The 1,666-nt window shown below is 76.4% G+C and carries 1 protein-coding gene; it reads right to left on the bottom strand.

The window, feature by feature from the left end:
* Positions 1-1,666, bottom strand: a 1,666-nt coding sequence (locus CCN39_RS47540) for an AAA family ATPase (protein WP_158104624.1), incomplete at both ends; no start/stop codon positions are given.

Genomic DNA, 1,666 nt, shown 5'->3' with positions numbered 1-1,666 from the left:
GGAGCCGCGGCGGCGGAGAACCGGGCGGCGAGGTCGAAGGCGCCGACCTGCAGCGCGGCGCTGCCGAGGTACCGGTCGACTTCGGGATCGGCACCGGTCCTGGCGACCAGCTCCCGCAGGTGTCCGAGGACGGCCGCGCCGCGTTCGAAAGGAGCGACGTAGGCGTTGACGGCGACGATCCGCGGGTCGGTTTCGGGGATGGGCAGCCGATCGGCGACGTCCAGCAGAGCGTGCCTCGCTTCCCGGCCGGGTTCGGTCCAGAAGCAGCGCATGGCGGCGCTCCAGAGGATCCGCATGGCCGCGTCGTGCTGCCCGTCCGCGGCGACGGAGGCGGCGGTCCGGGCGAGTTCGGCGACGCGGGCGGGGTCTTCGCGGACGCCGTCTTCGAACTCGCTGAGCAGCCGGCCGGCGGTGGCCCGGCGGCGCGGGTCGGCCGGGTTGGCCGCGTGGACCAGGCGTTCGGCGGTCTCCCGCCGCCCGGACTCGACGGCCAGTCCGGCGGCCAGCAGCAGCCGGTCGGTCCGGTCCTGGGCGTCGGGACTCAGCCGCGCGGCCTGCTCGAGAGCGGCGATGGCGGCCGCGGCACCGCCGCGGAAGCGGGCCCGCTCGGCGGTGCGTTCGAGTTCGGCGGCGACGGTCTCATCGGGCCCGGCGGTGGCGGCGGCCTGGTGCCAGGCACGCCGATCGGGCTGGTCGTGGAGGGCTTCGACGAGGGCGCGGTGCGCGTTCCGGCGGTCGAGCGGGGTGGCGGCGGCGGGGATGGCGGACCGCATGAGGGGGTGCCGGAAGGTGACGGCTCCGGCGGACAGCTCGATCAGGCGTGCTTCGACGGCGGGGGCGAGGATCGCGGGGTCAGCGGAGACCGCCAGCAGCGCTCCCGTCGCCGCCAAGGTCTCGGTCAACGATGTCGTCTCGTTCAGCGCCGCCACCAGCAGCGCCGTCCGGGTCGCCTCGGGCAGCGCCGCCACCCGGGCCGTGAACGTGCGCTCCAGCCGCTCCGTCAGCGGCAACACCGGATCCAGCCCGTCCAGCGAGGCCACCGCCGAGGGCAGCTCCGTCAACGCCAGCGGCAACCCCGCCGCCTCCGTCAGCAACCGCGTCCGGACCGCCGGCGCCAGCCGCGGCGCCACCGAATCCAGCACCTCCGCCGCCGCATCCGCCGGCAGGCGGTCCAGCACCATCGACGTCAACCCCGCCGAGAGCAGCGGGGACTCGACCCCGTCGCGCAGCGTCGCCACCAGGACGATCGGCTCGGTCTCGATCCGCCGCGCCACGAACGCCAGGACATCCGCGCTCGCCCGGTCCAGCCAGTGCACGTCCTCCGCCACCAGCAGCAACGGCTTCACCGCCGCTTCCTCGGCCAGCAGCGTCACCACGGCCAGCCCGACCAGATAGGCGCTCGGCTCGGCCCCGGCAGCCAGCCCCAGCGCCGTCCGCAGGGCGTCCCGCTGCGGCGCGGGGAGCTCGGCCACCCCGGCCCGGACCGGGTACAGCAGCTGGTGCAGCCCGGCGTAGGCCAGGTTCCGCTCCGCCTCCGCCCCGGTCGTCCGCAGCACCCGCAGTCCCGCCACCGAGGCGGCCGCGGCCGCCGAAGCCGCCAGCGCCGACTTGCCGATGCCCGCCTCGCCGCGGATGACCACGCCGCTGCGGTCCTCCGGGCCGTCGA

The organism is Amycolatopsis kentuckyensis (assembly GCF_002155975.1).
Taxonomy (GTDB): domain Bacteria; phylum Actinomycetota; class Actinomycetes; order Mycobacteriales; family Pseudonocardiaceae; genus Amycolatopsis; species Amycolatopsis kentuckyensis.
Note: the sequence above shows the minus strand (reverse complement) of the source record. Positions and strands in the feature narration are given on the sequence as shown.